This is a genomic window from Pontibacter silvestris (assembly GCF_020907275.1).
In the GTDB taxonomy this organism is placed as follows: Bacteria; Bacteroidota; Bacteroidia; order Cytophagales; family Hymenobacteraceae; genus Pontibacter; species Pontibacter silvestris.
The window spans coordinates 107,029-132,101 of the sequence record NZ_JAJJWI010000004.1 but is presented as its reverse complement, the minus strand read 5'-3'; the positions used below and the strand labels follow the sequence as shown (position 1 = coordinate 132,101).

Genomic DNA, 25,073 nt, shown 5'->3' with positions numbered 1-25,073 from the left:
GGTACCTTCTTCGCATCCTGCCAACTGTGCTGTATGTTATTTATTTACTTTCTTTTGATGATGAGTGAGTGAGCTTTAGGTTTCTCTCCATTATTCAGGTCAACAATGGAAAAGTAAGTGCCATCCGGCAGCTTATCTCCTATTATGAAGCCTTTATTAGCAGTACCGTTCCAATCGTTTTTATAAATCTTGTTCTCATACACTACATCTCCCCAACGGTTAAACACTTTAAGCGACACTTTGTACTGTTCTGCTCCGTAAATCTTGAACAAATCGTTTTCTCCATCCCCATCAGGCGAGAAGCCTTCTGGAATAAACACCTGGCCTTGCTTCACCTGGATAGTTACGGTAGCCTGCGCGCACATAGAAAGGCTTCCATTATCGCATGCTTCATAGCTAAAGCTATCTTCTCCTGTATAGCCCTTGTTAGGGGTATAGGTGAAGCTGCCGTTTGCCTGCATTACAATGGTTCCAAAAAGCGGCTGACGTAACAGTGCTGTTTTCACACTCAATTGATTCCCATCGGAATCGATATCGTTTAAAAGCACATTCCCAGTAAGCTTCTCATTGTTGTTCATGGTAAAGCTGTCGCTAACCGCTACTGGCGTGAGGTTTGCAACAGGCACGTCTGTGAACATGATGTTTACAGTATTGTTGATAGCAGCACCGTCTATAGTACCACTTACCCTTGCCGTTCTGCTTGCTGTACCCGATGTAAGCACAGCTGTATAAGTGCCATCATTGTTATCAATAACTGCCCCTAATGTACCTGATGTAGTAGTTAGCACAAGGTTGTTACCACCGGTTGTGACACGATTACCTTGTGCATCGAAAAGCGTTATGGTAATAGTCGAACTACTAACCCCATCAGCAGGGATAACAGCTGCTGAGGCAGCCATAGTAGAAGTTACACTACTTGCACTTCCTGCCACAAAGGTTACAGCTAGGTTAGTAGGCAGCTTTTCTGTTCCTATCTGTACTGTTATGTTAGCTGTACCGGTAACAGAGGAGGTAAGTCTGGCTGTGTACCTGCCGTTTCCATTGTTTGCTGTAGCCCCCACTGTTCCGAAATCACTGAAGATCGCCACAGGTTTATCCGTAATGAAATAGTGTCCATCTGTATCTTCTAACAATACTGCAATCAAAGAACTGCTGACACCATCAGCTATTACTGTGGTTGAGCTTAAGGCAACTGTAGAAAGCTGTAAGCTTAGTTGCGGGGTTACTACTGGCACAAACTCCACCTCTGCCTTGCTGTTTACCAGGGTACCATCGTACTTAACTGTGATTTGCACTGTAGCGGCCGTCGTTCTGGCTGGCACAACTGCCGTGAATATACCGGTTAAGCCTGATTGAACTGCCGTAATTGTGCCATCTAATAACATACTGGCTTTGTTAAAATCTGCGTCTATTGGATTACCTGCATAATCTTTAAATTCTACTTTGGCTGTGGAAGTGCTCGTGCCATCAGCATTAACAACAGCAGGGTTAGCCGAAACAAGTGTAGCAGCCGGATTTATAACAGGCACAAACTCCACAGATGCCGTATTACCCATAGAAGCACCGTCATACATGGTTGTAACATCTACAGTGGCAGCAGTGGTACGGGCAGGCACTTCTATTTCGAACAAGCCATTGCCTTTATCTGAAAAACTTACTACTACATGATCTAGCAGAATCTGAACTTTTGCTGCGTCAACAGCTATGTTCTCGCCATCTTCATCTTTAAACTGAACCGTAGCAACAGCAGTACTCATGCCGTCGGCATTAATATGTGCCGGACTGGCTGTAATGTTGGCGGTAGCTAAGCTTGGTGTTGCTGGTATCGCCTCAAAGTTTACAATAGCCTCTCCTCCTGCTTTTGTTCCATTATATTTTGCGGTAACGATAACATTTGCAGCTGTCGTTCTGGCTGGTATAGTAGCTGTAAACGTGCCGTTTCCTTTGCCCTCTGCTATTATTGCAACCCCATCTAGTAATAGCTCTACCCTAGAGGCCTCTACTGCTATTGGGTTTCCGGCATAATCTTTAAAAACAACTGTAGCCAAAGATGTGCTCGTGCCATCTGCATATAGAGCAGTCGGGTTAGCAGAGACAGAAGTAGCTGCTAACTTTAATGCAGGAACAAAGGACACTACTGCGTCATCTGAGATTAAGGCACCGTTGATTGTTGCTCTAACTCTGGCATCACCTGCCGTGTTACCTGCCGTTAAAGTAGCGGTATAAGTACCATTACCTGTAGGCAACATGTTGGTAATTGCTCCTTTGTCAGTAGCCAACTCTAGGTTGCAGACATCAGCTGTTATGTTGTTCTCAAAATCATCCTTCAGTTCAACTCTAATAGTTGTACTGCTAGTGCCATCGGCTGCTAATATGCTTGCATCAGTGGTAATAGAACTTTTTATCAAGGATACAACTGTGACTTTTACCATATCGCTTTCAGAGTAAGCACAAGCTCCACTTTCTACTATTCTTCTGAAGTAAGTGGTAGAAGCAACTGTACCTGGTGTGTAGTTCTCGGTAGTTACTGCAGGATATATATCACTGAAGCTTATGCCATTATCGGTACTCTTCTGCCATCTGTAAGTGTAGGTATTACCTTCATCTGTAAGAACCGTGCCTATTATCTGGCCTACACTGCCCGGACCGCAAAGCAGACTTTGGCCCGGTGCAGTTAACCGGTTGTTTTCTATTGTCGTAGGGTATATACTTATTTTTACCAGTATGCTGTAGCTATCGCAGGTTCCGTTGCTTACGAGTCTTCTAAAAGTGGTTGTCTGGCTAAGGTTACCAGGGCTGTAACTTGCTGCTGTAGCCCCATCAATGTCAAAAAAGGTTTCGCCGTTCAGGCTGCTCTGCCATTGATAGCTTACAAAAGAAGCATCTTCATTCCCTTGTATCTCTGCAGGATCTCCACTTGCGCAAAAGGATGCTTGTCCACTATAGGTTACTGTGTTATTAAGTGCTTCATGTATTGTAACTTGCACAGAAGCACTTGCATCTACATTAGAGCACTCCCCGCTAAACACCTCTCTTCTGTAATAAGTATTACCTGATACGATACCTGGGTCATAATCTCTTTCAGTCGCACCGTTAATGTTTGTCCAGGAAGCGTTATCAGTACTTATCTGCCATTGGTAAGTATACCTGTTATTACCGCCTGTTGGCGTTGAGCCTATTATGGTTCCAATTTCTGTGGGCCCGCAGAACTGCGAAGTAGTACCAGCCAGGCTAATCGTGTTATCTTTTATTTCAGGGTTTACAGTTACGACAACCTGTTCTGACAAAGGCAGTTCACAGTTTATGCCCTTGACATATGGTATCTTTGAAGCTATTACCTTCAGATTTATTATTGTATTAGGAGTTGTGGTTGTTAATGGCGATAATGATTTTAACAGAATGTCTCCGCCTGTACCTAAAATAGAGGAACTTACAGGAGTACCTTCGTTATAAACCTGGTAAATCAGGAATGCCTCCGACTCCTTAACAGTTACCTCTGGCGTTGCACCTGTACATAGCGTAAGGTTAGTAGGAGTGATAGCTTTATCCGTTGGAGGCGCACAGCGTATGGCCACCGTTACAGGAGTATGATTGCTTTCGCAACCGCCTGTTGCGGTAAAGGTTGCCGTTAAGTTAGCTCCGGCAAAGAGGTAGAAATCGTTCGGAAAGCTTGCTTTCTTAACTTTCCATACGCCACCTTCTAAAGTACCTGAGCCTATAAACATTTCATCTAAATATAAACTTACTGTGCCTGTTTCACCTGATCCGGTGCCTGAGATGACATCTGCGTTCTCCATGATATGTTTTTCCGATGTGGCAGAATCTGTAGTGCCATCTATGGTGATATTAGCACTGCTTGACACAGTCTTAACGGTAACTGTAGCAGAGGCGGCACTTTCTGTTTTGTCAAGTGCTGTAGCTTTTGCTGTAAGTTCTGTTCCCGGCGTAAGAGAAAGTCCTGAAATTACCCAGTATCCGGCTGCATCGGTTGTAGTTGTAGCTATAGGCGTGGTAGAGGCTCCTATAAATAATTTAATAGTAGTTCCGGCAGCCTCGGCGGAGGTACCTGTTACTGTGTTTGTAGTACCGCAGTAAGAACCTGTTAAAGTAGGCGCCACAGAAAGTGGCTTGGTTACAGTTACCTGTGTCGTTTCTGAAGATTGACATTTGCCTACTTCCAGAGCATAAGCCGATACTTTGTCTGTATCTTTTAAACCAAGAGAAGATGCTGGAACAGACCATTTACCCACAGCATCAGCCGTTACTATTACTTTCTCAGCACCATTTATTTTAAGTATAACCTGCGCATTTGGTACCGCAGTACCTGCAATAAGCTTGGATGCGGTAGTGATAGGAGCGTTGATAACAGGTATAGCTGATGCTTCAACACCATTTACACATAAAAAAACAGAGTTAGATGTACAGCCACCTATCGTCAGTGTCGCGCGATACACACCTGCTTCTAAGTTGTTACCACCTGAACATGCTTTGTTAGCGAATGAGGTAGAACCTAAGCAATAATAGTAAGGTCCTGCTCCCGTTACTTCCTGAGATATTTTAAGAGTAGTCCCTAAAAAGATATCTATCCTACCAGTTGTATAGCCTGCTGGTAGTGTAACAGCTACATACTTATTGCTGTTTCCACTAGAGGTGCTCAAAGTAGGAGTAGCTGGCCTGCTACAAACTTGCCCAACCAATACGCCGCTACAGTTGCTCTCCGATTCTTCTTTTTCTGCGGCCTTGGCCGAAGCCGTAATCACGTCTCCCTCCGTTAACCCTGAAACGGCAAGCGACCAGGTGCCGCCTGAGGTAGTAGTTGTTCCTAATACTGCATTATTTTTATAAACAGTGATTATTGTTCCCGCAGCCTCTTTAGAGGCACCTGTTATACTTGTCGAGGTAACCTCTATAGAGGCATTGATAGAAGGGCAAAGGGTTCTTGCTTTAAAACCTGCATTGATATCCTGCGGCGACGTTGGATTGGCATTTTGAATAAAATCTTCAAAAAGCTTATCATAGTTGTCGCCATACTTTCTGTCATCTATACCACCCACATCCGATTTTGCGTTGTTACCGGTGGAGGCATGCGGGTTCATTACTGTAAGTGCCGCCATTCTGAGCTTAGTATCCAGGGGCAGCCTGAAATCAGACCATGGAATATAAAAGTCGTAGAAGAAGTCCATATCACCACATTCTTCGGTAAAAGCAATAGACTTCTGAGCATGAGATTCATATTCTCTCTCAGCAATAAGCGTAGGAGTAGTAGAGCCATCAATAGCGTACAGGCCAACTCCATGGTTAGATTTTAATACTAACTCCATTTCAAAGCCCGGGTTACCTGCTACAGCGTTGGGGTCTGCGTTAGGTCCGCTAAATCCGAACTTCTGATCTGTGTCAATCAGAACACTGTACCCTTTAGAGTTAGGAGATGTCTTGTTAAGCCGGAAACGAACAAGAAAGTTAGTGCCGTCGAAGAAAAACATCACCGGGTCACCTATACCAGAGTCCACCATATCTGTAAAACCACAGCCTGGTCCACGTAACGGGTCCTCTATTGGCTCATTATCTAAGATAGGAATAGCTTTGTAATTGATTTCGCTCTCGCCTCCTCCACGGTCATTGTTTTTAAACCCAGCCGTTGTTTTAGACGTGTAGCCATCATTATTGGGGTCAAGCACAGCCCTACCCTCTGCTGTAGATGCCGGTTTATAGATTAAGCCTTTCGTCTGACCAAAGGATAAATATGAGCATAAAAATAAAAGGGGCAATAAGTAAAGTTTATTCATTCGGCTAGAATTGAAATAAGTAAATGGTGTTGCTTTATGTGAAATGAGTTTGTTCTGGTTCTATGGATATTTTCCCTCGGGATATTCCTGAAAGGCTGGTATAGTAAGAGAGTGTGTGAAAGGACTTAATGCTTTCCTGCGTTTATAAACGTGTACCTGAACTAAGCTTCTGCTTTAGTTCTACCGCATTTTTCCTATCTATGAATTATAAAAATAACTTGTTATTAAATTACTCGCAGCAATTCTACCAAGATGCATCGCAAGCTAAACAGGAAGATATCAGTTATATAGAAGCAGATAAGTAAAAGTGGTTCAGCACAGTTCTATTTCTTTCTGCACAATGTATGTAATAGTGCCTTGTACATAACTTACCTTTGCTATGTAATTTTTATAATCACCTAATTATCTGCCCCTTATTAACATTTTAAAAGACTTTTTATCTTAAAAACTATTCTCTAATTATTAAGTATAGTGCAGCTGCTTTACTGATATGAAGGCAATAAAAGTGCGCTACTTAACTTTTGGCAAAACTACTTCAATTGCAAAGTGAGCACAATCCGATAAATATCGGATATACAAAAATATAATAGGACTATGTTTATAAAACTAATATACAATTCCTGTAGTGAAGGAGGAAAATTGCAAGAACATATCTTTTAACCTATATTTATTAGTAAGCAGGATTTACTATTTCAGGTTTTCAAGGGGCTTCACCACTGTTCTGTAGCTGCTCTAGTGCCAGAAGTTCCTACTATTTAACCTTCTTGCAAAAGCTTCAGGATTAATTCAGGAATAGGTTAGTACACTTTTATCAAGCTGTAGCAAGCTTAACAGAGGGGGTATTAAATCGTTAAAAAAATCTACTAATGCCACCTTCATCCTTAAAAAGATGCTCATACAGTAGTAGTCCTTTCAAGGGACAAGCCAAGTTCCTAAGGTGAGCTAATTTACATTAAGGATTTTATGCATTTCTAAAATATTGCATTAAATTAGTAAATAATTTTAGTTTAAGAAGAAACTTCTACTATTTACCGTCTGATACAATCTGAATGGAAATCTATAACAATGGCCTGGTTAGCCTTTATTTAGACCCTGCCACTTTTATCTTACATGCTGAACTTCCAGATTTTGAGTCTATTATATTAACCGAGGTTTGTAAGTCTTTTGCCGTTATTACAGAGGCTGTTAAACACCACGATGTAAGAAAGCTTCTGTTAGACTCTACCAAAACAATTGTAAACGTAAGCGAGGATGAGTATAAAATGGTAATGACAAAGTTTTGCCATGACTTAATAGCTACTCGTTTAGAAAAAGTAGCCCGCCTTACTTCCAACGATACAGTGAAAGAAAAGAAAGTAGATAAGTTCTTGAGTGAGTTTATAGCAGAAGTAAAACCAACAGCTAAGTTTCAAAACTTTAATAATGAAAGGGAAGCTGTAAACTGGCTAATGAGTAAAAAGAAGTAACACTTTTACCTCCCCTGCTAACCTTCAAATAAGCTTTGCAAGGAAAAAACATATAGCTAATTACTCATTACCTGCCTTGCAGGGCATGCTTATTATTTAAAGCACATTTTATCCTTTGCAAGGTGGTTTATCGGAATGTATAGAGCAACGGAGCTAGTGAAGATGAACTAACTAGAACCCCGTTGCTATTACATAGTATTTGTGCATCATACACAGAGTTTAAGAATTCTTCGGATTAATTTATCTTTTGTCCTCTTAAGCTTGAGTTTAATTAGATTGACGCTGTTTCAAAAAGCTCGTGCATTTCAGCGCTCATTTCCTGTACTGCAGGTACTCTTTTCTCAAGATATTGATAGAACATCATCATCTGTTTTGTTTCCTCATTAATTTTTTTGAGTTCCACAATCAGATAATCCTGCTCTTCTGTAGACAAATTAGCAAAATGCTGAAATAACAAGAGCTTACACTTAGCTCTTCTTTCTTCATTTAACTGTGTGCTTGACTTTAAACTTGTGTTCATAAAAGATCATTTAAAAGAGTTGTGGAGCAATATTATGCATTCTTTTATGAAATACAATAGCGCAATGTAAATTGTACTTTAATTTTATAGGCAACAATTAAAAATAAATATTAAAAGCATAATATATAAAGAAATAATACAAATAAAATTATTATTCTATATCAACCTGTTATCTAAGACACTTGTTAACTTGTATGAGCTAATAACTTGCTAACCTGAGATATTTGTTCATTTATGGCTAACTACCTGCAGGTATATAGTAAGTTGCTGCAGTTACTAATATGCAGTAAGAGTAGTCATAGAACTGAGTTTATAGAAACTGTATAATAATACTAACTACTTTGGACACCTTTGCTTGTCTATCAACGTGTAACTTTTAGGCAATAAACACTTATAGGGCCAGGTGAATGATCAAGGTCAGGTTTAATGTTTCATAGTTCAACCTAAGGCGGCTTCTCCAAAAGTGTTATCTGCAATCAACCAAAACTCTACTACCTCTCTTTTGACCTTACTTCATTAATATATTTTAAAAGTAGTTATCTGTAGCGAAAGAAAGGTATTGTAATATTGCAGTCTCAGAAACAGGCATAAATATATGGAGTCTTGGCTCGTCTACACATTAGCTGCCATGCTAACAGGGGGTGTGGCAATGGTTTTTGCTAAAATGGGCATGGGAGGTACAAATGAGCATGTTGCCTTGGTTATCAGGACCGGGGTGTTATTTGCTATGGTGGTAGCAAATGCCTGGTATGCAGGGGGCCTAAAGACCATAAGGGCTGTAGATAATAAAACCTTATTCTGGTTTATGTTAGCCGGAGCCTGTACAGCCATTTACTGGATACTATACTTTAAGGCTATTAAAACGGCAGATGTATCGGTAGTGGCTACTATAGACAAAGCCGGAATTCTGGTAACAGTGCTGTTGTCTTACTTCTTACTGAAAGAGCCACTTACACCAAGATTATTAATAGGAATGGCGACGATACTGACAGGTACTTTTATATTGATCTGGAAATAAAGCTTAAGAGATGATAGAAATAATTTCAATGCTGCCTGCCCATGCAGAGGCTGTCTTAAGAATATATAAAGAAGGCTTGCAAACAGGGAACGCTACGTTTAACACCAGGGTGCCGTTATGGGAAGAATGGGATAAAGAGCATCATGTACATAGCCGTTTAGTGGCTGTAGAAAATGATGAGGTGTTAGGTTGGGTGGCTTTATCTCCTGTTTCGTCCAGACATTGTTATCGCGGAGTAGCAGAGTTTAGCATATACATTGGTGCTGCAAACCGTGGCAGAGGGGTAGGTGCTTTATTACTAAAAAACCTAATCGAAGAAAGCGAGGCTAACGGCATCTGGTCGCTATATTCTGCTACATTACAGGAAAACACCGCCAGTATTACTTTGCAAAAGCAATTTGGGTTTCGGGAAGTTGGTTACAGAGAAAAAATAGCACAACTGAATGGTGTTTGGCGCAATACCATTTTATTGGAACGAAGAAGCCTAAAAGTGGGGCAATAAGTGCGTTAGGCTAACGCATGGATTTATGATAGCCTGTAATTGTAACGGCCAGGCATTTTAGCCTAATATTATTTTATTATTGTACTAAAATTAAGTACTTTAATCCAAAATTTCAACTGGTATTATATTATATCTATTCAGGAATATTCTATCCTTTGTGTAACCTTTTTAGTGTAATAGCAATAGAGGTATAGGCAGTAATTCAGGCCCGTTTTCCAATGAATTTGCTAAATTAAGCTTCTGAGGCAAAGGCACTGACTATCTTTTATTTCTGATAGTTTAAAATACAAATAGAAATTCGCTGATATATATTATACGGGCATTAAATTACGTTTACTAGTTGGTTTAGCTGAATATTTCACCATACTCAAATTAAATGCATCTTCTTCTACCAAGGCACATATATACTAGTTTATTGTTATTGTGCATATTCTTGGCATATTCTCAGGCCGTTTTGGCACAAACAACACCAACATGTGCTGCTACTATAGCAGTAGAAGGCCGCACCGTATTGTGCCAGGGTGAAACAACTACGTTAAGAGCCAATACAGGAACAGGTTTAACTTATGAGTGGATAAGAGACGGTATCGTGCTGGCATCGACAGGCGAAACGCTGCAGGTCAGTACTGCTGGTAGTTACCAGGTTCGTGTTTCAGGCGGTTCCTGCCTGACAAATACATCCTCCGAAACAATCATAACAGTTAACCCAAGACCTAACAGGCCTAACTTTACCATAGACCCTACTACAGTGGCATGTGCCGACACAGAATTAACATTTTCTGTAAATGCACCACAGACAGATGAAATTTACACCTGGGATTTTGGTGATGGTAGTACCCGTAGAGGAGCGACAGTAACCTATACTTATACAGACAGAGGAACAGGTACCAGAACGTATACTGTTAGTTTGGTTGCAACCAGTACAGCCACCTCCTGTGAGTCTGAGGTAGTTACGCGGGATATACAGGTAAGGCCAAGAGCAGAGATTTCCTTTACTGAAGTGAGCGAATTTATAACCTGCCTTAACGACACTATTGAGGATGACGAAATTGAAGTAACTGCCGAAATAACCAACACAACAGAAGAACCATATTTAACCGATATCAGAAGTTATTTTGTAGACTGGGGTGATGGAAATGGTGAGGTGCAGTATACGGCTGCAGATTTCCCTATATCGAGCCCGAACCCTTATACCGAAGTTGGCGACTATCCTATTATCATTAGAGCTGTTACAGGTAACGGATGCGATGAAATATTTGAACAAACTTACAGCGTTAGCCGGGAACCGGAGGCAAGCATCAACTTCAGTAAAGAACCAGCAGAAACACCATCCAGTTGTACGCCTATTATAGTATCGCTAGGAGACAGTTCTAGTTTGGCAGAAGATTTTAATGGAGCCAACCTTACTTACCAGTGGGAAATCCAGGACCAGAATAATATTGGCGGCTACGAGATAATCTATGGTGCTTTAGATCAGGATTCGCTGCAGATAAGGTTTGAGAATTCCGGGGTTTTCCAAATTCAATTGGTGGTGACGAATGGTTGTAGCAGCGATACGGCATCACAAAGTGTAATTGTTGGGTGGCCACAAGTGCAGCTCCCGGGGGATGTTACAGCTTGTGGTGATACAACCATTAGCTACGATGCACAAAATGTATTTTATGATGCCAATTTTGGAAACACAGTTACATATGAGTGGTTTATAAATGGCTCTCTCGTCTCAACAGAGCAATATCCTTCGCTTAATTTCACCAGCCCAGGTACTTATACTGTTAATGCCAGAATAACGAATGAGTGTGGTTCCAGCGACGACATAGGCCCTCCTCAGCCTCAGACTGTTACAGTTAATCCTCTTCCAAGCAATCCAGTAGTGCAGGGTGTTACAGTTTGTGAGGGAAATACTGCTACTATCAGACCAACAGGCCCAGGTCCGGCTTACCAGTTTTTTGCACAGGCAAATGGCGGTACACCTTTGTTCACGGGTACATCTTTTACTACACAGGCGCTCACGCAGAACACTACTTATTATGTGCAGACAATCAGCTCCCAAGGATGCCCTAGCGAACGGATAGCCGTAACAGTAACAGTAGTACCTGCTATAGCCGATAACACCATAACAGCTCCCACCCTAAGCATTTGTGCAGGCGATGCTCCTGGTACTCTAGAAGGTTCTACTCCAACCGGAGGAACTGGTAGTGCCGACAATTATACCTGGTTAGTGAGTACAACCGGCCCAACAGAAGGTTTTACACCGGCTTCTGGTGTTAACAGCAACATTAACTATACGCCAGACAGGATAAATGCTACTACCTGGTTTCGGCGTGTGGTAAGCACTGTGGGTAGCTGTTCTCCAGATACCAGTGATGCCATAAGCATAGAGGTTGTACCACGAGTAGAGAATAACACTATTAGTGAGGCACAGGAAATATGTGCAAATGAAGTGCCTGCAATGCTTACTGGCACCCGACCTACAGGAGGTGACGGCACTGATTACGAGTATGTTTGGGAGGTTAGTACAGAAAGTGCCACAACAGGCTTTGTAACTGCTCCTGGAACCAGCAACACAGAGAACTATAGCCCTGATGTGCTAACGCAGGATTCCTGGTTCAGACGCAGAGTTACATCTGGTGGTTGTAGCGTGGTGTCAAATGTAATTCAAATCAGTGTATTTCCTGAACTGGCCAACAATACGATTGAAGGACCTCAGGAGATTTGTACAGGTACTGCCCCCGTACCATTAACAGGATCTGCTCCTACAGGCGGTTCTGGTAGTTATAACTACTTATGGGAGAGCAGCACATCGAGTGCGACAGCTGGTTTTGCTCCTGCTGCCGGTACAAACAATGGGCAAAGCTACACCCCAGGTAACCTAAGCCGTACGACCTGGTTCCGTCGTAAGGTTAGCACTGCCGCCTGCGATACAGCTACTAGCGATGCCGTAGAGATAACAGTAAATCCGGGAGTAATAAACAATAGTATCTCTGCAGATCAAACCGTATGTGCTGGCGGTACTCCGAATGAACTTAACGGCAGCACACCAAGTGGAGGAAATGGATCTTTTGAATATGTGTGGGAAAGCAGCATCAGTGGCCCTGATATAGGTTTTGCCCCTGCTGCCGGCACTAACAATGCTCAGAACTACTCTCCGGGAGTTGTTACCCGAAATACATGGTATAGAAGGGTGATAACCTCTGCTGGCTGCTCGAGCACTTCTGACCCGGTAGCCATTATGGTAACTCCGGTGCCGTTACCTCCTACGCTTACAATAAGTAATGCAACTGCCTGTACAGGGGGGGCAACCACTTTATCTGTAGCTAACCCAGTAAGCGGAAACACATACAGGTGGTACACTACTCCGGCAGGTGGGAATATGGTTTTTGAAGGTCCTGATTTCACCACACCAGAGCTTACACAGTCTGTTACTTACTATGTAGAGGCTATTAATAGCAATAGTTGTGCTAGCTCTACCCGTACCGAAGCGACAGTAACAGTTGTAACCCCTGAGGCAAATGCCGGAGACGATGTCACCATTATACAAGGACGAACAATAGAGCTGCATGCTACTGGCGGAGAAACTTATGTGTGGGAACCTGCCGAGGGGCTGAGTGATGCTAATGTTGCACGGCCTGTAGCCAGACCTGAGGTAACTACTACTTATACAGTAACAGTTACTACTGCCGAAGGTTGCGTAGCTACTGACGAAGTTACAGTTACAGTTGTTCCGGCACTGTCTATACCAAATGCTTTCTCTCCGAACCGCGATGGTGTTAATGAAATATGGGAGTTAGGCAACATAGAGGAATACCCGAATGCTCGTGTCGATATATTTAACCGTTGGGGTAATATTATTTATTCTAACAATAGTGGCTATAACATACCTTGGGACGGAACCTTTAATGGCAAAGATTTACCTGTAGCCACTTATTACTATATAATTTACCTTAACAGCTCAGAGAAGCCGATTTCGGGTAATGTAACTATTATCAGATGATGTATATGAAGAAGCTGCTCCTCTTATTTTTCATAATTGTGCTGGGTGTTTCGGTGCGTGCTGTGGCACAGCAAAGGCCACAATACAGCCAATACATGCTCAACAATTATATACTTAACCCTGCCGTTACAGGTATAGAAGATTATGCAGATATAAGGTTGAGCACTAGGCGGCAATGGGTAGGTCTGGACGGCGCTCCTATCAGTTATTATGCCACAGCGCATACCCCACTCAATAAAGGTACTTCCGGAACAAGATACCACAAAGGGCTGGCGCACCACGGGGTTGGCGCTACCATACATACTGATAAAACAGGGCCACTGCGTAATACAAGCCTTTTAGGATCCTATGCCTACCATATGCCTGTTACCAGAACTATAAACGTATCGGCAGGTGTGTCGGCAGGGCTTATCAGAAGCACTGTAGACAATACCCAACTAGAGTTCACCAATCCGAATGACCCATTAGTAAGTGGCGGTAATATCAACAGGAACCTTTTTGACCTGAACCTGGGGCTTTGGGTATATGCACAGAACTTCTCAGTAGGTGTGTCTGGTGCTCAGTTACTGGAAAATGCCGGTACTGTTCAAAACGACCAGGAAGGAGAGGCAACACTTGAATTGCAACGGCATTACTTTATTACCGGTGCTTATCGCTTTGAACCTACCGAAGAACTGGATGTGATTCCTTCTGTGATGTTCAAGCTTACTAATTCAGGTCCCACCACTTTCGATGCCAATGTGCGGGTTATGTATGATGAGCGTTTCTGGGTTGGCGCATCTTACCGAAACAAAGATGCATTAGCAGCCATGGTAGGCTTATATATCAGTCCGCTCCTAGACCTTTCTTACTCTTATGATATTACCACATCTGAACTGAACCAGGTAAGCGCCGGAACTCACGAAATCGTATTAGGCTTTAAGCTTCTGAACAATCGCCGTATTGTGTGTCCGCAGTGGATCTGGTAACTTAAGCAAGACATAATAAACTGCCTGCAGAGACCATACCTTTGCAGGCAGTTTTGTTTTAGGCACTCGTATCTTAACAGAGAAACATTGCAAAACAGGAAGTTATGATTCATTAACCAGTATTAAAGTTTAATAAGAATCAGGCACCATAACCTAAGTAATTTCAAATAAAAAGCACATTATGAGGCACCGACTACCTGACGGCCTGGAACTATACTATGAATTGTATGGAGATACTGATGCAAAGCAGACGCTGGTTTTCCTGAATGGCCTGTCACAGTCTACAGCAGTATGGGCTGGCATGGTATACTATTTAGGAAAGAGATATAAACTGGTGCTGGTTGATCTGTTGTTTCAGGGCAAAGCAGGTGCTGCATCTGAATTCCGTAGCTTTGAGGAGCATGCCGCTGACCTGGCACATTTATTACAGGAACTACGGTTATCCGAAACAACAGTAGTGGGAATCTCATTTGGTGGAGCAGTAGTACAGCGGCTTATGGTTAACAATCCGGAACTCGTACAAAAAGCGGTACTCTTGTCTACTTTCCCTTATAAAGATGCTTATCTGGAAGCTATTATCAACAGCTGGGAAAAAGCATTGCTTACAGGTGGTTACCCCCTGATGCTGGAGGTGATGCTCCCTTTCGTGTTTAGCCGCAACTACTTCTCTAAGCCTGTCATCAGTATCGAAAACCTGAAGAAAAGTAAAGGCGCTCCGAATCTTACCACTGATAGCCTGCTGAAGTTGATAGAAACCATGAAAGCCAGCGGCAACTATCTGCAGGAACTAAAGACTATACAGGTTCCCGTACTGCTCGTACATGGTGCCGAGGACATTGTTTGCCCGCCGGAATTAGGAGAAGCGATGTCTACCTCCTTGCCTAATGCACAGCTAAAAGTGCTGCCTCGCGTTGGCCACACTTTAAACTTAGAGTGCATGCCTGTTCTTATTCAGTTGCTGGATGAGTTTGTGCAGAAATAAAGAAGCTGGGCAAAAGCAATAAATAAGGCTTCACTTAATCAAAAAACTGTTTCTTTTAGAACCTCAACCCTATCTGTTTTTAATATAAATAAGCTATATTTAAGCTTTGTGTCACTCATGGTAAAGTTAAATTATTGCACGTGCTTAATTATCCTGTATAACAGCCCAGATATACTTAGTAAATGAAAACGACTTATCAGATAACTCTTTTTTTTGCTGCCATATTAGCTTTTACAAGCACTGCCAGCGCACAGGATAGTTCAGGTGCATCAGCCAAAGCAAAAGCTTTTGCAACTATTGTTGAACCCATCTCTATCCAAAAAGAGACAGACATGAACTTTGGCAGTGTTATTCTAGAGGGAAGTAATGGTAAAGTAGTTTTAAATCCTGAAGGCACTCCATCTCCAGAAGGAGTAAGCCTCGCTTCAGCAGGGCAAGCGCCTGCTGTGGCCACTTTTAAAGTAGCAGGCCTGCCCAATTACTCTTACAGCATTACATTACCAGCGTCTCATACAATAACAAATATGAGAGAAGGCGGAGGCGACATGACCATTGATAATTTTGTGACCATACCTTCGGAAGTTAACCAGGGTGCAGGCAAGCTTGATGATTCAGGTACCCAGATTCTGAAAGTGGGCGCCACCTTAAACATCAACGCCAACCAGGAACCAGGTGAATATACCAACTCAGCAGGTTTTGAGGTAAAGGTAAACTATAACTAGAGGTACATCTGTCAGGCACAACTTAATGAGATTCAATTCTACGGGCACCACTTTTTTCAGATAGGCAATACGGCCACCATATCACTTAAGGGGTAGAGGCCTGTTAGTATTTTTACTGCTACGCCCGCACGATTTCAATAAGTGCCAGTCTATCCTTTATGCACAGCACCTAGCTCTAACCCCATCGTCTTGTTTAAGGGGAATCTTTAACGTCGTCAAAGGCTTGCATCACCGGGTCAGCCAGTACAATAATAATTGAGGGGAAGCCCTCCGGGTTCTATAAGATGAATTCAACAAAGCTATATGAACACTGCATTGTGGTTTAATTTAATGCTATCCAATGCCACTTATAATCCCTTTATGGGAGGAATTTNTCAACAAAGCTATATGAACACTGCATTGTGGTTTAATTTAATGCTATCCAATGCCACTTATAATCCCTTTATGGGAGGAATTTTCCCATAAAGGGATTATAAGTGGCATTGGAGCTTTATGAAAAGCCTCAAATTAAGCTCCTAAAGCTGTTTTTTGTTTTTGGCATCATAATAGACTTAGTACTATATATAAGTTTATAATTAAGACCAAACAACAACAAGACTCTAATACAATGAAAATCTCTCCCAAAATTACGTTATTCTTTTTTGCTATTCTTGGCTTTACAATCAACACTAACGCTCAAAGCAACTCAGCTTCAGCCTCAGCAAGAGCCTTTGCTACCATCGTGACGCCCATATCTATCACTAATACCCAGGACTTAAATTTTGGAACACTTATAGTACAAAACAATCAAGGTGGTAATGTGACGTTAAACCCTGAGGGAACGCTTCAAGAGGCGGGAACGGTGAAAGCATTCACAAAAGCTGGTACTGAGCAAGCATCTGCAGCTGTTTTTCAGGTAGCTGGCCAGGCAGGATATAGCTACTCTGTAACACTGCCTACTGGTGAGCTTGTGTTGCAAAACACCAACACCTCTGCAGGTGGAAACCTGAAAATTAATAACTTTAAATCAAATTTACAGTCAGGCACGCTTGGCAGCGATGGCAAAGCCATGGTGAAGATTGGCGCTACTTTGATAGTGGAAAACGACCAAAAGCCAGGCAAGTATGCCAACGAAACTGGATTCCAGATAAGCGTGAACTATAACTAATAGGAGATCTTCGGAGAGTAATATTCTTCGCAGATAACTGCACAGCCATTGTAGCAATTGAAAGAGGTCATCATCTCTGAAAAATTGTACAGTGGCTGTGCTTATTTTAAGGAAATAGCTTATTACTTTTGCTTCAACCTTTCAAGGTTATCTAATTTATTAAGTTTCAAGCAAATGTTTTCTAATTCAAGGGGCTTTCTAAAGCTATTCACACTTTCCCTTTCACTCCTCCTGCCTACATTTTACAGCGTTAATGCGCAGGACCTGCAGCTTCTCCCCATGAGGGTAGTGTTTGAAGGTTCTAATCAAGTAGAAGTACTAAACGTGATCAACTCCGGGGCTGACACATCTACCTATAGTATTTCATTTATCCAGTACAGAATGACGGAAAATGGAGCTATGGAAAGCATTACAGCACCTGACTCCGGGCAGCAGTTTGCAGACAAGAACATAAGGTACTTTCCCCGTAAAGTAAGACTTGCCCCCGGCGAAGCACAGGCTGTAAAAGTTCAGGTCTACAGAGCCAGCCAACTGGCACCAGGGGAGTACCGTTCTCACCTGTACTTTAAAAAAGAGATGGATGAAGCTCCTTTTGGCACAATAACGGACCAGGCAGATCAAACTGAAAGTGAAGGTATATCGATGCAGATAGTACCGGTTTTTGGTATCACGATTCCTGTCATTATCCGGGCAGGAGCGGCGTCTGCCCAAGTAGAATTATCAGATTTGTCGCTCGTAAGAGACGAGAAAGGTAATAGCCTGTTGAACCTGAAGCTTAACAGAACAGGTAACAAATCAGTTTACGGCAAACTAGAGGTACAGCATATCGCACCTACAGGAGAGAAAACGCAAGTTGGGCTTGTAAAAGGAGTCGCTGTTTATACGCCAAACACAGCACGTACTTTTTTGCTTAGCTTAGCTCAAGAAGCGGTCACTAATTATCAGGCAGGCAAGCTGCTCGTTGTTTACAGAGATATGGAGGGTAATAAAGAAACAGTACTGGCTCAGGCAGCACTACAGCTGGAGTCAGGCAATTAATCTTTGCGGCTGTATATTAAACTCACCGAGAGCTCTTATCCTGCGCTATACAGCAGGATTGTTCTATGAACTGCAACCTTAAAGGCTTTATCGTTCACTTCTTTGATGCCTCTGGCTTCATTGTTCTTTGTCTTTTGCTTCTTTTAGCCCTGTGCCCAGCCCAAGCCCTGGCTCAGAAGGAAGCTGATTACGATGAAGTACCTTTATTAGTCAACATTCAGGGTACAGGAAGTGTTGAGCTTTTGGCTATGGTAAAAGATAAGGACGCGTACCTACCTGTTAAAGAGCTTTTTGATTTTTTGAAAATCAAAAACACATTATCTCCTGACCTGGAATCTATCTCTGGTTTTTTTATCAGTGAGGCTGCCGTATACCAGATCAGTTTAGTAGAGCAGTCCATCGTTTACCAGAATAATGTTTTCCCCCTAGAGTCGGGTGGTCTTATTGCAACTGAGTTCGATCTTTATTTAAGAACTGACTACCTCGACAAGGTATTCGGTTTAAACTGCAGCTTTAATTTCAGAGGCCTTTCTATTATTATAAAAACGGATAAGGAGCTACCCATTGTCCGGGAGAAACGGCTGGAGCAGATGCGCCTTAACATTAAAAAACTGGCTGGTGACATAGAGGCTGATTCGACCATAGCAAGAACACCACAGTTGTTTCGGCTTGGGGCTGCAGACTGGTCTATATTTAATTCAAATACTTTTAGCACACAAAGTCAGGAAAATGAAACCCAACAGCAGAGCTGGCAGCACACGATGCTAAACCTTTCTTTAGGGGCGGCACTTGCCGGGGGAGAAGCAGATATAAGTTTAAACTACGCCAAGGGAAGCCCTTTTCCCCTTCGGAACCAATATTATCTGTGGAGTCATGTGCGTAATGAAAACCCGCTGCTGCGGCAGGTGAAAGTTGGCCGGATCAACACTAATGCCGTGTCGTCTGTTTTTTCCCCTGTAAACGGCATACAATTCACCAATGCCTCCACTATAAACAAGCAATCATTTGGCACCTATCAGATAAGTGATGTTACAGGAGCAGACTGGGTAGTGGAGCTATATATAAATAGTGTGCTGGTAGACTATGTGCGGGCCGATAAAAACGGCTTCTACAGCCTTGAAGTTCCCCTTGTTTATGGTAGCTCATCTATACAGCTTCGCTTTTATGGCCCCTGGGGAGAGGAGCGCATTCAGGAAAAAACGATTCAGGTGCCTTATAACCTTGTCCCACCAAACGAACTGGAATACACTGTTAGTGCCGCTTTAACTGATGATGAAGCCCATCGTCAGTTGTACCGGGGAGATTTCAGCTATGGTTTGAGTAGGCTTGCTACCGTCGGTGGCGGGATGGAGTATTTCCCGTCACTACCTAAAGCGCCTTTGATGCCTTTTGTGAATACATCTGTTATGTTATTTCCTGGGGTTATACTTTCTGCAGAGCATATGCATCAGGTCAGAACCACGGGGGTGCTAAATTATCAGCACCCTAACAACGTAAGACTAGAACTGATGTACGCCAAGTATAAAAAAGACCAAAAGGCTATCACCAGCAACTATCTTGAGGAGCGTAAGGCAACACTCTCAAAACCATTTAAAACAAAGTGGGCTTACTTTAACACCCAATTGTCTTTTAACCAAACCGTTTTGCCTACCTTTACCAATACCAGGGCAGAATTTATGCTATCCGGGTCGTTTTCAGGCTTAGGTGCCAGCCTGAACAGTTATCTCTATTTAAACAGTTTAGCCTCCCCGTATTATTATACTAATCTGGCTCTCTCTTATAGTACACGGTCACAGTATAACTTTACCTTGCAGAATCAATATGATCATAACCTTCACCAAATGCGTTCTTCCAAAGTGGGGTTAGACAAAAAGATATCTGGCAGAGCCGCTTTTACGGCAGCTACTGAAAAAAACTTTGTAGTAAATTACCAGAGCTTTGAAGTTGGCTTTCGCTACGACTTCTCTTTTTCCCAGGTGAGCGCACAGGCCAGGTACAGTGGTAACAGTTTAGCATTGTACCAGAACTTCAGAGGAGGCCTGTATTATAACCACAACAATAAGACTGTGAAGACGCATGCACGCACAGGCGTGGGACGGGGTGGCATTACTGTCATTTCTTTTCTCGATATCAATAACAATCGGAAGCACGATGACAATGAGCCTAAAGTAAGCGGTGTTGAGCCTCGTATCAACGGGGGAGTTTTTGAGTACAGTGAAAAAGATACCACCTATAGTGTTTCAAACTTGGCGCCGCATACATACTACCTGATTAACCTGGATCATGTGCTGCTGCCATCTATCTCTTGGCGAGTGGAGCATGAAAGTGTAAAAGTGATGGTAGAGCCCAACTATCATAAGGTTATTGAAGTTCCTGTGTCTGTAGTTGGAGAAGTGACAGGTATGGTACTTGAGGCTGGGTCGCAGAAAGGAATGGGCAGGGTAAAGGTGAGCTTCTTCCTGAACGGTAAGACCCTGGTAGGTAGCACTTTTACAGAAGATGATGGCTATTTCAGTTACTTTAACCTGAGACCCGGCCACTACACAGCCAAAGTTGATGAGAAACAAATGCACAATACTAAAATGATATCTCTAACAGAAGCTATACCTTTCGCCATAAAAGTAACCAGGGAGGGGGACTTTATTGATGGGTTGGAGTTTTATATAGACAAAAAGTAGGTCTGTTTATACTTTTCCAAATATGGGAATACGAAAATATTGTGACCGTGTAGTGTGGGTAATGTTTGAGGCCTTATCTTTGTACTTACCTGCCCGGCAAGTTAGTCCAGTTAAGAAGCTATCACATGACAGCAGCTTTATGTGTTATATTTACTGCAAAGGTTTATATGAAAACTTTTTTTAAAGTAGCTATATTGGTGATGCTAGGGTTTGCAAGTACAGCATCTGTACTTGCGCAGCAAATTGCCATCGAAGCGAACGGAGATTTGAACTTCGGAACGATAATAGCCCCTATTACTAGCGGAACTGTTACCATACACCCGGACGGTAGCCGAACACTTTCAAGAGTTATTGCACCCTATGTAGCAGGCGATTATACCTCTGCAGCCAATTTTAGGATTTATAATCCTCAGAACAATGGTAATAAAGAGAAACACTTCTCTATTACGCTCCCCAAAGAGCACGTTCTTCAGAATGCTGGGGGTAGTACAATCACACTTACTGATTTCGTAACTTCTCTTCCTGGCAACATGGGCTCCTTTAGGAGGGGCGACTTATATTTCAGCGTGGGCGCCACGCTCAATATTCAGGCAAACCAACCAGCAGGCACCTACACATCAAGATACGGTGGATTTCCTGTTATGGTGAATAATGAATAAAATCTTAAGTTGTGGTCTACAATGTATGATGGTTTCGGTAATAGCATATTAGCTTTATGGCGTTGTAGTGATTCTGCTCTTTTTTAGAGAAGCAGGCGGTTTTCCTGACAATCCTCCTGTTCCTGGTCCTTAAGCAGAGGTTCACTCCCTCGATATTTCTGGTGTAAGTCTTTCCCACCAGGTGCTTTTCGACTGGCAGCACTTTGCCGAAGGCGGGCCAGTCATCAGTGCAGAACCTGCCGATTTCCAGCGCCTGCAGTTGCTTGTAGAGCCTTGCGACTGTGCGCTGGTTGCGGTTCCCCCAGCTCCAGGCCAACACCTCCTCTGTTTCCGTCGCGTAGGCGTAGAAAAGCCAGCGCTTGCGCTTCTTGCGTTGACCGACAAAGGTCCACACCTCGTCTATCTGGACGGAGGTGTATGCCTCGAGGCGGGGACTGACCTGCAGGCTGCCTGCCTTTTGGTTCAGCCACCTGAACACCGTCTGCCGGTGCACGCCCGTCACCTTTTCAATGTCGCGGATGCCGGAGTTGCGCACCAGCATGCGCAGCACCAGCCGCTTTACCTCAGGTCGGCAGCCTGCCTTCTGGTAGACATACTGGAACTGTTTGCCGCAGCCTCGGCACAGAGAATTCTGCCTGCCCGTGCGCTTTACCCCGTTTTTGACTACCTTCATACTCTGGCAGTAGGGGCAGTTCACCTGGATAGTTATCTCGCACATAACTTCCTATAAACACCCTTGCTGCCATACTTATTCCAATATCATACATTCTAGAACACAACCTAATCTTATATTCAATAAAGGCAGAGGATAGCTCTAGATGCTGTGTCGGGTGATTTCATAATAATAAATATGATCCCGTACTTAACAAAATGCCGATACTGTACCTGATAGTAGCTATGCGTGTTGTTGCTAAGCTGATTTAAGTGGCTGTACAGACTTTTGATCAGGAGCCATATTTTCAACTTAAAGTTTAAGCGCTTTGCTTAAAGTTATCCTGCGTTTATGGCACTTAGAGGAGATGTTTATTTTTGTTGTAAACTCACCACTAACATATTAATGTTACTGTGCTAGTGGTGTAATTGATATCCTTTTACGAAGGAAAGGAGGGGTTAAAATGCTTTTATAGTTATTGTCCTCAGCGTTGAATATCATAAATTAATTAAAAGCGGCTCTTTTAATTGGTTACTAAATTAAGATCACATTTACTTGTTAGTCAGCAACATTTATAACTTTTAAGTAAATAATAATTCCCTTATATTTACCTCTTGTTAATTGTACTTTCAGCGGTATATCTTTTCAAGACCAGAGCCGCAAATTAAGAAGAGATGAAAAGATTGTTGCTGGTGCTTATGCTCTTGTCTGGAAGTTTACAGGCACAGAACAAGCTCACAGATAGCCTTGATTTTGCGCTTTCTAAAGCAGCAAACGATACCTCCAAAGTTGAACTTTATTGTAAGTTAAGTAAGCAATACGTTCTTACCGATGCAAAAAAGGCTGATGAGTATGCCTCATCTGCCAGGGCGTTAGCCGCAAAAATCAATTTCCCTAAAGGAGAGGCAAAAGCCCTGAATCTGACAGGGAATTCCCTCCTTATTATGGGCAACTACGATATGGCGCTGAATTCTCACTTTGATGCCTTAAAAATAGGAGAACAAATCGCCGACACAACCATCTTAGCAGATTCGTATTTAGGGCTAGGCATTATTTACCACAAGATGAATGATGTGGAACGGGCCTTCAGGTACTGTGGTAACGCAGCTGCGTATGCCAAAAAGGTTAACTACAAGTACGGGCTAGCCAGAGCCTGTAACAGTATAGGCGTTTTATACCAAGCTAAAAAAGAATACAAACTTGCTCTACGTTACTTTCAGAAGGCAGTAAAACTGCAGGAGGAATTGGGTGATAAACGATTGCTTGGTGTAGCCTTGCTTAATGTAGGAGATCTGCATCTTTACCTGGATAATCCTGCAAATGGATTGCCTTACCTCTTTCAAGCTTTGCGCATAAATGAGGAGATTCAGAATAAGATGATCCAGGTAACTACCTTAAAAGGCATATCTAAGCTTTACCTGGCCACGGGAAAGCAGCAGGAGGCATTAAAGTATGGTAAGCGAAGCTATAAGATGGCACTGGAAACAGGGTCCAGTAAAAAGCTATCGGAGTCTGCTCAGCTACTGCATCAGATTTATGCCAGCCTGCAGGATTATAAGCAGGCTTACAAGTACAGCACCGCTTACATAGAGCACAACGGCATGCTGGATTTAGAGAATCAGAAACGAATAGAAGCCGAAACAACGGCTAAATATGAAACTGAAAAAAAGGAACTGGAGAACCAAAAGCTAAAAGCTGAGAAGGTAGGCCATGCAACAGCTATGCGGCATCAGCGGGTGATTTTAGCCGCTAGCATTATAATCCTTTTCCTGATGGTGGGTTTAGTGCTGGTGCTATTCTTCAGCAGGAAACGCTTAAAGGAAGCACACCTAAAACTGAAGGAGGTTAACAGTGATGTGCAGGCAAAGAACGTGAAAATTGGGCGGCAGAAAGATGAAATTGTTTCTCAATCCAGAATTCTTAAAATGCAGAACGAGCAACTGGAAAAGCACAGCCTCTTTAAAAATAAGATTTTTACCATTATCTCGCATGATTTGAGAGGACCGTTCCTTTCGGTGAAGGCTATCCTTAGCTTGGTGCAGCAAAAGAATTTGTCCGAAAGAGACGTGACGCACATCTTCGGCTTGCTGAGTAAAGACATGGATGTATCGCTTAACATGCTTAATAACCTGTTGGTGTGGTCCAAAGCGCAGATGGAAGCCAACACCCTACAACTGCAACCGCTTGAACTACTCCCGGTCATAGACGAAAATATGCAGGTAGCCGCCGCTCATGCCGAGGCGAAGAGCATAAAGCTGACTCAGGAGGTAGAGCCGCATGTAGTTGCCCTTGCCGACAAAGAAAGACTAAGTTTTGTGCTGCGCAACCTATTGATGAACGCTATCAAGTTCTCTTATGAAGGTGGGGAAGTTATGGTAAAGGCCAGAGCTTCCGAAACCGGAGTAACATTAGCCGTATGCGATTACGGAAAAGGTATTTCGGAAATCAATATCCCGAAGCTTTTTACAGATCAGCGCTATACAACCCTCGGCACTGCCAAAGAAAAAGGAACAGGGCTGGGGCTAATGCTTTGCAAGGAGTTTGTTGAAAGCCTCCATGGGAGCATAGCTATCGAGAGCGAGGAAGGCAAAGGCAGTGTCTTTACTGTTACCTTGCCGAAGGCAGATTTTGAAGGTGTTCAGGAACAAAAGCAGACTTTAACAGCAACAGCAAGCTGTACATTACAGGCAGTTTCTTAAAGTATTGGGAAACATCCGTTGTTATGAAATTTCGCAGTATAGTACCTGAAGCTTAACTTTTGCTAGCTGGGGTCTGGGATGCCATACAAAGCTGCTGCTATCTTTGTTGCAGCTGTTATTACTGATATGTTGCAGCATCTCACCTATAGTAATGTAGTGGCTTTCTTTTTCGTCATCTTGTTTAAAACAATTGTGGTAACTTATTAACCGCAGAAGCCAACAGGCCCCACGGCGTTAAAACATCG

The 25,073-nt window shown here is 42.7% G+C and carries 15 protein-coding genes; 12 read left to right on the top strand and 3 right to left on the bottom strand.

The features are described from left to right. Window positions 1-44: 44 nt before the first annotated feature. Window positions 45-5,678: an invasin domain 3-containing protein gene (locus LN995_RS22020; protein WP_229959012.1), complete on the bottom strand. Its 5,634-nt coding sequence runs from the start codon at window positions 5,676-5,678 to the stop codon at window positions 45-47. A gap of 1,157 nt (window positions 5,679-6,835) precedes the next feature. Here LN995_RS22020 and LN995_RS05060 point away from each other — a divergent pair. Next, window positions 6,836-7,252 carry a hypothetical protein gene (locus LN995_RS05060; protein ID WP_229959010.1) on the top strand — a complete coding sequence of 139 codons (417 nt, stop codon included), beginning with the start codon at window positions 6,836-6,838 and terminating at the stop codon, window positions 7,250-7,252. A 271-nt stretch (window positions 7,253-7,523) separates the two neighbouring features. Here LN995_RS05060 and LN995_RS05055 read toward each other — a convergent pair whose 3' ends face one another. Continuing rightward, window positions 7,524-7,772: a hypothetical protein gene (locus LN995_RS05055; protein WP_229959008.1), complete on the bottom strand. Its 249-nt coding sequence runs from the start codon at window positions 7,770-7,772 to the stop codon at window positions 7,524-7,526. Between the two features lie 595 nt (window positions 7,773-8,367). Between LN995_RS05055 and LN995_RS05050 the strand changes: the two genes are divergently transcribed. From LN995_RS05050 to LN995_RS05005, 10 genes are all read left to right on the top strand, one after another. Further along, window positions 8,368-8,790 carry an EamA family transporter gene (locus LN995_RS05050; RefSeq protein ID WP_229959006.1) on the top strand — a complete coding sequence of 141 codons (423 nt, stop codon included), beginning with the start codon at window positions 8,368-8,370 and terminating at the stop codon, window positions 8,788-8,790. Between the two features lie 10 nt (window positions 8,791-8,800). Then, window positions 8,801-9,292, top strand: a complete 492-nt coding sequence (locus LN995_RS05045; RefSeq protein ID WP_229959003.1) for a GNAT family N-acetyltransferase — start codon at window positions 8,801-8,803, stop codon at window positions 9,290-9,292. Between the two features lie 454 nt (window positions 9,293-9,746). Then, window positions 9,747-13,283 (top strand): Ig-like domain-containing protein, encoded by a 3,537-nt coding sequence (locus tag LN995_RS05040; protein WP_229959001.1) that lies wholly within the window; start codon window positions 9,747-9,749, stop codon window positions 13,281-13,283. A 5-nt stretch (window positions 13,284-13,288) separates the two neighbouring features. Then, window positions 13,289-14,251: a PorP/SprF family type IX secretion system membrane protein gene (locus tag LN995_RS05035; protein ID WP_229958999.1), complete on the top strand. Its 963-nt coding sequence runs from the start codon at window positions 13,289-13,291 to the stop codon at window positions 14,249-14,251. 181 nt (window positions 14,252-14,432) lie between these two features. Continuing rightward, a complete protein-coding gene (locus LN995_RS05030) occupies window positions 14,433-15,233 on the top strand; it encodes an alpha/beta fold hydrolase (RefSeq protein ID WP_229958997.1) in 801 nt (266 codons plus the stop codon). Between the two features lie 182 nt (window positions 15,234-15,415). Further along, the gene (locus LN995_RS05025; protein WP_229958995.1) at window positions 15,416-15,955 is read left to right on the top strand and encodes a DUF4402 domain-containing protein; all 540 of its coding nucleotides are present in this window, start codon (window positions 15,416-15,418) and stop codon (window positions 15,953-15,955) included. Window positions 15,956-16,562: 607 nt separating this feature from the next. Beyond that, the gene (locus LN995_RS05020; protein ID WP_229958993.1) at window positions 16,563-17,102 is read left to right on the top strand and encodes a DUF4402 domain-containing protein; all 540 of its coding nucleotides are present in this window, start codon (window positions 16,563-16,565) and stop codon (window positions 17,100-17,102) included. A 174-nt stretch (window positions 17,103-17,276) separates the two neighbouring features. Further along, window positions 17,277-18,140 carry a fimbrial biogenesis chaperone gene (locus tag LN995_RS05015; protein ID WP_229958991.1) on the top strand — a complete coding sequence of 288 codons (864 nt, stop codon included), beginning with the start codon at window positions 17,277-17,279 and terminating at the stop codon, window positions 18,138-18,140. Window positions 18,141-18,205: 65 nt separating this feature from the next. Further along, on the top strand, window positions 18,206-20,818 hold the full coding sequence (locus LN995_RS05010; RefSeq protein WP_229958989.1) for a carboxypeptidase-like regulatory domain-containing protein: 2,613 nt from the start codon (window positions 18,206-18,208) through the stop codon (window positions 20,816-20,818). Window positions 20,819-20,985: 167 nt separating this feature from the next. Beyond that, a complete protein-coding gene (locus LN995_RS05005; RefSeq protein WP_229958987.1) occupies window positions 20,986-21,477 on the top strand; it encodes a DUF4402 domain-containing protein in 492 nt (163 codons plus the stop codon). 16 nt (window positions 21,478-21,493) lie between these two features. Here LN995_RS05005 and LN995_RS05000 read toward each other — a convergent pair whose 3' ends face one another. Beyond that, window positions 21,494-22,195, bottom strand: coding sequence for an IS1 family transposase (locus LN995_RS05000; RefSeq protein ID WP_262910410.1), 702 nt, complete (start codon window positions 22,193-22,195; stop codon window positions 21,494-21,496). A gap of 608 nt (window positions 22,196-22,803) precedes the next feature. Between LN995_RS05000 and LN995_RS04995 the strand changes: the two genes are divergently transcribed. Next, window positions 22,804-24,828 carry a tetratricopeptide repeat-containing sensor histidine kinase gene (locus LN995_RS04995; RefSeq protein ID WP_229958984.1) on the top strand — a complete coding sequence of 675 codons (2,025 nt, stop codon included), beginning with the start codon at window positions 22,804-22,806 and terminating at the stop codon, window positions 24,826-24,828. Window positions 24,829-25,073: the final 245 nt, after the last annotated feature.

Bases quoted from the DNA above. Each gene is read 5' to 3' on its own strand.
- LN995_RS05060 (WP_229959010.1), top strand. From the start codon at position 6,836: ATGGAAATCTATAACAATGGCCTGGTTAGCCTTTATTTAGACCCTGCC.
- LN995_RS05055 (WP_229959008.1), bottom strand. From the start codon at position 7,772: ATGAACACAAGTTTAAAGTCAAGCACACAGTTAAATGAAGAAAGAAGA.
- LN995_RS05050 (WP_229959006.1), top strand. From the start codon at position 8,368: ATGGAGTCTTGGCTCGTCTACACATTAGCTGCCATGCTAACAGGGGGT.
- LN995_RS05045 (WP_229959003.1), top strand. From the start codon at position 8,801: ATGATAGAAATAATTTCAATGCTGCCTGCCCATGCAGAGGCTGTCTTA.
- LN995_RS05035 (WP_229958999.1), top strand. From the start codon at position 13,289: ATGAAGAAGCTGCTCCTCTTATTTTTCATAATTGTGCTGGGTGTTTCG.
- LN995_RS05030 (WP_229958997.1), top strand. From the start codon at position 14,433: ATGAGGCACCGACTACCTGACGGCCTGGAACTATACTATGAATTGTAT.
- LN995_RS05025 (WP_229958995.1), top strand. From the start codon at position 15,416: ATGAAAACGACTTATCAGATAACTCTTTTTTTTGCTGCCATATTAGCT.
- LN995_RS05020 (WP_229958993.1), top strand. From the start codon at position 16,563: ATGAAAATCTCTCCCAAAATTACGTTATTCTTTTTTGCTATTCTTGGC.
- LN995_RS05015 (WP_229958991.1), top strand. From the start codon at position 17,277: ATGTTTTCTAATTCAAGGGGCTTTCTAAAGCTATTCACACTTTCCCTT.
- LN995_RS05010 (WP_229958989.1), top strand. From the start codon at position 18,206: ATGAACTGCAACCTTAAAGGCTTTATCGTTCACTTCTTTGATGCCTCT.
- LN995_RS05005 (WP_229958987.1), top strand. From the start codon at position 20,986: ATGAAAACTTTTTTTAAAGTAGCTATATTGGTGATGCTAGGGTTTGCA.
- LN995_RS05000 (WP_262910410.1), bottom strand. From the start codon at position 22,195: ATGTGCGAGATAACTATCCAGGTGAACTGCCCCTACTGCCAGAGTATG.
- LN995_RS04995 (WP_229958984.1), top strand. From the start codon at position 22,804: ATGAAAAGATTGTTGCTGGTGCTTATGCTCTTGTCTGGAAGTTTACAG.